Source organism: Streptomyces calidiresistens (genome assembly GCF_014141525.1).
In the GTDB taxonomy this organism is placed as follows: domain Bacteria; phylum Actinomycetota; class Actinomycetes; order Streptomycetales; family Streptomycetaceae; genus Streptomyces; species Streptomyces calidiresistens.
In genome coordinates, this window is sequence record NZ_VKHS01000222.1 from 1 (window position 1) to 6,970 (window position 6,970).

3 protein-coding genes and 2 pseudogenes are annotated in these 6,970 nt (G+C 70.3%); 3 read left to right on the top strand and 2 right to left on the bottom strand.

Features of this window, described 5'->3' with window-relative positions; translation table 11 throughout:
* Positions 1–312: 312 nt before the first annotated feature.
* A pseudogene (locus FOE67_RS11540) lies at positions 313–1,967 on the top strand (N-6 DNA methylase).
* Positions 1,968–2,029: 62 nt separating this feature from the next.
* Here FOE67_RS11540 and FOE67_RS30620 read toward each other — a convergent pair.
* A pseudogene (locus FOE67_RS30620) lies at positions 2,030–2,401 on the bottom strand (3'-5' exonuclease); the annotation flags it as partial.
* Between the two features lie 1,078 nt (positions 2,402–3,479).
* On the opposite strand from FOE67_RS30620, the gene FOE67_RS11550 reads away from it, so the two are divergent.
* Together FOE67_RS11550 and FOE67_RS11555 are read left to right on the top strand one after the other, a co-directional pair.
* Complete coding sequence (locus FOE67_RS11550; protein ID WP_182663267.1) at positions 3,480–4,316, top strand: SDR family oxidoreductase; 837 nt, start codon at positions 3,480–3,482, stop codon at positions 4,314–4,316.
* 331 nt (positions 4,317–4,647) lie between these two features.
* On the top strand, positions 4,648–5,766 hold the full coding sequence (locus tag FOE67_RS11555) for a polysaccharide biosynthesis protein (protein ID WP_182663269.1): 1,119 nt from the start codon (positions 4,648–4,650) through the stop codon (positions 5,764–5,766).
* Between the two features lie 109 nt (positions 5,767–5,875).
* Here the strand turns inward: FOE67_RS11555 and FOE67_RS11560 are convergent, their stop codons facing one another.
* Positions 5,876–6,880: a glycosyltransferase family 2 protein gene (locus FOE67_RS11560; RefSeq protein WP_228473782.1), complete on the bottom strand. Its 1,005-nt coding sequence runs from the start codon at positions 6,878–6,880 to the stop codon at positions 5,876–5,878.
* Between the last annotated feature and the right edge of the window lie 90 nt (positions 6,881–6,970).

Below are 6,970 nucleotides of genomic sequence, written 5' to 3' on the forward strand. Positions count from 1 at the left end.
GGGCTCGCTCTTACCGGACCACCCACCCCACCACACCCACTCCATGCGAGAGCTGCCATCCGACGTGGACCCGCGGGAGGGCGGTGACCGCTCCGCGCGGAAAGCTCGCCCCTTCCCGGCGGAGCGGTCCGGCGATCATGTGATGCGTCTCCCGCGTGAAGCGCTTCCATGGGACTGAACCGGGCCGCCGCCCCGCCGGGTGACTTGTCGACGAAGAAGGGCGTCCGTGCGGAGAGTGCCGGTATCAGGTTGTGTACGTCGTCAACATGGCATTCCGTGGATAAGGAAAGGGATTCCGTAGACGCTGGAAGCATGACGGGCACTGCCGCTTCATCGGTCGGCCCCCTGGTCACCGGCGCCGAGATCGCCCGGCTGGCCGGAGTCACCCGGGCAGCCGTCTCCAACTGGCGTCGGCGCTACGACGACTTCCCCGCCCCGGTGGCGGGTGCCGCGAACAGCCCGCTCTACGCCCTCGCCGAAGTACGCAGCTGGTTGGACGCGCAGCGCAAACCCGAGAGGTGTCCCCCGAGGCCGAGCTGTGGCAGGCCGTGCGGGCCGCGTATGGGGATCAGATGGTCACGGCCCCGGCGGCGCTCGCTGGGGTGCCGGTCGGGGAGCCCCGGGCGACACTGCCGGACGAGGTGGCCGAGCGGCTCGAGGAGATGACCCGCCGCGACACCCCCGTCGATGTGGTGAACGCCCTGACCGAGCGGTTCATGGACTCCGCGCGGCGCGCGGGCTCCGATCAGGTCACCCCGGCGCGAGTGGTGCGGGCGGTACGCCACTTCGCCCCCGACCTTCCGGACGACGCCACGGTGTTCGACCCGGCCTGCGGCATCGGGATGCTGCTCCTCTCGGTCGCCCCCGGCACCGCGACGCGGCGCCGGGGCCGGGAGGTGGACCCCGACAGCGCCCGCTTCGCACAGCTCCGGGCCGACCTCATGGGCCGATCGGACGTGCGCGTCCTGGCGGCTGATTCCCTGCGCGCGGATCAATGGCAGGGACTCGGGGCGGATCTGGTGGTCTGCGATCCACCGGCCGGCGTGACCGAGTGGGGACGGGAGGAGCTGCTGCTCGACGCCCGGTGGGAACTCGGCACCCCCTCCAAGGCCGAGGGTGAACTCGCCTGGCTCCAACACGCCTACGCCCACGCCCGACCCGGGGGCCACGTGCTCATGGTCATGCCGGCCTCGGTCGCCTACCGCGGGGCGGGGCGTCGCATCCGGGCGGAACCGGTGCGCCGGGGCATCGTGCGTCAGGTGGTCGCCCTGCCGCCGGGAACCGCCACTTCCCGTGCCCGGCCCGTTCACCTGTGGTGTCTGCGCCGCCCCGGCCCCGGGGAGGGGGCCCACACCGTCCTTACCGTGCGCCTGATCGACCTGACCGACAACGGTCCCGACGACCTCCCGGAACCCCGTCCCGAGCAGATCGTCGACGTGCCGCTGGTCGAACTCCTCGACGACACCGTCGATCCGACCCCCGGGAACCATCTCGAAGCCCGACATCGCGACTATCCCGGCGAGTACGTCGCGTTGCGCGAGGAACTGGAGGAGGAGATCCGTCGTCTCGCCGCACCGCTGCCCGGGCTCGTACCGGGCGGCGGCACGGGTTCACTTGACGGCGCCACCACCGGGGTCGCCGATCTCATCCGGGCCGGACCGGTGGAGTACCAGGGTGGGTTGCCGGTCTCGACCAGCGACCGGCTCGACACGGACTACCTGCGGGGATTCCTGCGCAGCGCCGCGAACACCCGCCGATCCACCGGCGCCAGTGGCACCCACCGCCTCGACGTCCGGGGGACCCGCATCCCGCGCATGGGTATCGCCGGGCAAAGGCGGTACGGCTCCGCCTTCCGGGCGTTGTCCGAGTTCGAGGAGGGGATGCGTCGAGTGGACGAGCTGAGTCGCCGGCTCGCCGAGGTCGTGCGTGACGGCCTCACCGCGGGGGCTCCGGCACCGGAGGAGTGAGACCGGTGCGACGCCCCGCGGAGGCTCCGCACCGACCCGACCGGGCCTCGGGGGGCCGACGACAGGAACGGGCTCGGCTCCCCGCTCCACGTCACGCTCAGGGCCTCACGAGCACGGGCGCAGGCGACGAAGAGGAGGCACCGTTCCCGCAGCAGGTCGGCCTCGTGCTGCAACGGGTCCGCCTCACGCGGGGTGATCTCCCTGGCGAACGGGATGGTGCCCTCGCCGCCCCCCGGGACGTACACCGCCCGGAACTCCAGCCCTTTCATGGCGTGCATGGTCGCCAGTCGTATTCCCTCGGCTCCCGGAGCGGAGCGCCCCTTGACCCGCGGCACGGGAAGGTCGGCGGCCCGCGGTTTCTTCTCGGCCGCGTCCAGGGAGAGGTTGAAGCGCGCGCCCACCCCGATCTCGTGCGGTGCGAACCCCTCGGTGAGCCGGGGCCGGGGTCGTCGACCATCGAGCCCATGCCGAAGTCGAGGATCTTCACGGTGCCGTCGCCGGTCGGCATCACGTTGGCCGGCTTCGGATCGCGGTGCACGGACCCCGGCGGTGCGCGCGGCGGTGAGGCCGGAGGCTATCTGCGCCCCGATCGCGGCGACCCGGGACACCGGGGCTGGGGCTCCTCGCCGATGAGGTACGCGAGGGGATGGCCGTCCAGCAGCTCCATGACCGGATAGGGGAGGCCCCCGCCCCCCGGCCGGGGCGTCCGGCACCGCCCCGTCCACGCCGCAGTCGATCAGCAGGGTGAGGTGGGGGTGGCCGAGGGAGAGCATCCGCATGATGCGCACCTCGCGGCGGAAACGGTCGACGGTCTGTCCGGCGCCCGAGGTGTCCACCGCGATCCCGGTCCGGCCGCGCAACACCTCTTGCGCGCGACCTCCCGGTGCGGGGAGTCGGGGGCGGTCTCGATGTCCTCGGCGCGGTACACCTCACCCGTGTTCCCGCGCCCCACGGTCCCGGTGATCCGGAACCGTCCGCCGACCGCCTCCGGGCCCACTGGCCCCTCCCGCCTCAACCCGTCGCACGCGACGTGGATACGTCCCCGGGGGGGGAGTACACCGTGACCGTTGACACGCATCAAGTCTTTGCGTTGATGTTGTCAACATGCTCGGGTGGGGGCTCGACGGTGGGATCCGCCGACGCGGTCGACCACGGGTCGTCGGGTGATCACGCCCCGGTGCGGAGTGTAGGCGCGGACCGGGAGGTTTTGCCTCTGCTTGCGGGGAAAAGCCGGTCACCGTTCCGGTCGGCGGGACTTCGACGGGAAACCTCACGTCACCCACTCGTCCTTGGAGGAGGGTCGATGGCCCGGCCTTCGGCCGTTCACGGAACGGCGCGGGAGCACCGACGGGGCGCCCGCGGCGGCGCGCCGCCCGGACATCGATGTCGGCGCGTCCCCGCCGTCCGGATTCCGCCACGGGGCGACACGGTATGGATCCCGGGGCGCCCCGGGATCCATCGTGGACGAGTCGGCCCGGTCCGGTTCGGCGAACGGCGGAGGGGAGCGGGGAGATGGTGGAGAGAGCGGTTGTCGTCGGAGGAAGCGGATTCCTGGGACAGGAGGTGCTCCGCCGGGCGGTGGCCGTGGGGTGGGACGTGGCGGCCACCCATCGGAGGGGAGCCGGCGAGGTGCCGTCGGTCACCTGGCACCGGGTCGATCTCCGCGACCCCCGGGAAGCCGAGGAGGTGCTCACCGCGATCGCGCCCACGGTGGTCATCAACACCGCCGGCGGTCACGCGGATTGGTCGGTCACGGCCGACGGCGTGGCGCGCCTGGCGATGGTGGTGGCGGGAATCGGCTGTCGGTTGGTTCACGTCTCCAGCGACGCCGTCTTCTCCGGGGCCGCGGTTCACTATGCCGAGGAAGCCCTCCCGGACCCCGTTTCCCCTTACGGCGCGGCCAAGGCGGCTGCCGAAACGGCCGTCAGGGCGATCCTGCCCGACGCCGCGGTGGTGCGCACCTCGCTCATCGTCGGGCACGGCCGTTCCGCCCATGAACGGGCCGTGCGCGCCATGGCGACCGGGCGTCGTGCCGGGGTCCTCTTCACCGACGACATCCGGTGCCCGGTGCACGTGGACGATCTCGCGGCCGCGCTGGTGGAGATCGCCGGGTCGGATGCGACCGGGGTCCTCCACGTGGCGGGGCCGGACGCCATGCACCGTTACGAGTTGGGGGTTCTCCTGGCCCGCAGGGACGGGTTGGATCCCCGTCGGCTGACACCGGGGCTGAGGAGCGAGGTGGCGCCCCCCGGCGACCTGGACATCCGGTTGACCATGGATCGGACGTGTTCCCTCCTGCGCACCACCCGGTTGCGGGGGGCGTACGAATTCCTCGACGCCCGGGGATGAGGTCGGACGTCCGCCGGTGGCGCCGGAGGGGTCTCGTGAGGCCGGTGCGCGTCCTCCGGGTGTGGCGCAAGAAAGACGGTACGCATCCCCCGGTCCCTCGATAGAGTGAGGATTCCGGCTGCTCTCCGGATGGCATGGCGGAACATGCCCACGACGGCTCACCGATACGGCGCGGAATGTCCCTGCTGTCGGAATGTGTTCCCGCCCGCGGGTGTCCGGTAAGGCAATGTGATCGAGTTTCCGAGGGGTCGTCCCCGGCCATCGGGGAATTTTCCGTCGGGTTCCGTCGGCACGTCGGCTGAGAGGTTCGTGAACCAGGAAGGGCGGCTTCATGTTCGAGAAATTTTTCCTGCCGGAGGGTGCGGGTTCGTCGATCGAGGGAAATTCGGGTCTCGATGTCGAGAGAGTACTCGGGCGGGCACGAATACACACGGATCTGGAAAGCCGTGCAGAATTCCTGAAGGGGCGTCGTGTACTGGTCACCGGGGCCGGCGGTTACATCGGTTCCGAGTTGTGTCGCCAGATCGCCCACTGGAAGCCGGAGAGCCTCATGATGCTCGATCGCAACGAAACGGCTCTGCACCTGGCCGCCACGAGCACGCCCACGGGATCCCTTCCGACACCACCATCCATTCTCCTGGCGGACATCAGGGATTCCAGGACGCTCACCCGGTTGTTTCGTGACCGCCGTCCGGAAATCGTCTTTCATGCGGCGGCGCTCAAATGGGTGCCCATTCTCGAAGATTTCCCGGGGGAAGCCGTGAAGACAAATGTCTTCGGTACCAGGGCGGTTCTCCGTGCGGCAGTCGAAACCGGTGTCGAGTATTTCGTCAACATATCGACCGACAAAGCCGTCGATCCCGCAGGGGTTCTCGGCTATTCGAAGCGAATCGCCGAGGGACTCACCGCGGCTGCGGCGATCGAGACCAACCGGTCATTCGTGAGCGTTCGCTTCGGGAACGTTTTGGGATGTCAGGGATCCTTCCTGTACGTTTTCGCCCGGCAGATCGCCGAGCGCCGCCCGGTGACCGTCACCCACCCCGAGGTCACCCGCTACCTGATGACCGTGGAGGAGGCGGTCGAACTGGTCGTGCAGTCGGCCGTGATGGGCAGCCTCGGCCACGCCCTGGTGCTGGACATGGGGGAACAGGTGCGCATACTCGATGTCGCCCGAAGGCTCCTCGCCTGTGCCGACACCGACTTACCCATCCACTACGTCGGCCTGCGGCCGGGGGAGAAACTCACCGAGTCGCTCGTGGGACGATACGAGACCCCGGTCAGTCGTATCCACCCCAAAATCATGCAGGTCCCGGTACCACCCCTGAAAGCCGGGGAGGGACCGGAACTCAACGCCTGGGGCGAGGATCACGCGATCGTCGCCGCCATGCGGGACACCTGTCTCGTCATGGCGGGACACGGTTCCACGGTGGAGGGTGCCGAAACCCGGTGACCCGCACCGAGGGGACCGTCGAGAGGTGCTGCCGGTACGTGGACGGGGCCGGGTGGGACGGTGCCGGGAACCCGCCGGGAGGCCGGCGCCGGGCGGTGGGCGGTGCCCGTCACAGATACCGCACCCCTTGCCGAACACTACCGGCCAGAAAACCGGAGAGGCGGGCCGCGTAGCGGACCCAGCGGCGTCGCCGGGCGGGGGACCGAACCAGATCGGGGAGGTGCAGGAGCAACCAGCACCAGTTCGTGAGGATGGTTCGGCCGTCACGTCGTTCGAAGCCGGCATGGCGATACGCGGCGAACAGGCGGGCACCGGACCGACCGTAGTTCCACTTCTGTCGGGCCAGTGAGGGGAGCCGATCACGCAGTCGGTAGTGCATCACGGCATCGGCCGCGTAACCGACGCGATAACCACACAGCTCCGCGCGCCACGAGAGGTCCATGTCCTCACCCCCACCGCGGTAACGCTCGTCCCAACCCCCCACCGCGGTCAGGACATCCTTCCACGCGGCGCAGTTCGCCCCCCTGGCGAAGGGCAGGAAATCCGTTTGCGCGTCCATCGGTGAGGGGCTTTCATCGGCGCGACCCGGACTGAGAACGGCGGTTTCCAGGGAGCCGCCGATCAGGTCGTTCTCCCGGGCGGCCGCGGCCAACGCGGCCAGCCAGCCGGGATCGGCGATGTCGTCGGCGTCGCAGAAGGCGATGAAATCACCGCGGGCGGCCGCGATCCCCCGGTTGCGGGCACGGCTTTCGCCGGGACGATCGGAGGCATCGATGATCCGCAGACACCGAAACCGGGGACGGGCTCGCTCGGCCACCGCCCGGGTGGAGTCGGTCGAACCGTTGTCGACGACCAGAACCTCCCACGGCACGGTGGTGGTCTGTCGGGCCAGCGCGGTCAACTGGGAGGGGAGGGTCCCGGCGCCGTCGCGCACCGGAATGACCACGGATATCAAACGGGGGGTGGATCTCTTCCGGGCGGCGGCGGAGGGGGGCCGATGTCCCCGCCGGACAGCTCGAATGCCCCCCGGGACCCGGTGCGCGGGAGCCAGGACGGCGGAGCGCTCGGCCCCCGACCCCCGGGGGCCGTCGCACCGGCGTCGGACCAGCAGCATCGGCACCACCACCCACGAGGCCGGCGTGTCACCCCCGGGGTCGAACAGATCGCGTCGCACGGCGTATGTCCCGACGGTGAGGTCTCGGAG

Bases quoted from the DNA above. Each gene is read 5' to 3' on its own strand.
- FOE67_RS11555 (WP_182663269.1), top strand. From the start codon at position 4,648: ATGTTCGAGAAATTTTTCCTGCCGGAGGGTGCGGGTTCGTCGATCGAG.
- FOE67_RS11550 (WP_182663267.1), top strand. From the start codon at position 3,480: ATGGTGGAGAGAGCGGTTGTCGTCGGAGGAAGCGGATTCCTGGGACAG.
- FOE67_RS11560 (WP_228473782.1), bottom strand. From the start codon at position 6,880: ATGCTGCTGGTCCGACGCCGGTGCGACGGCCCCCGGGGGTCGGGGGCC.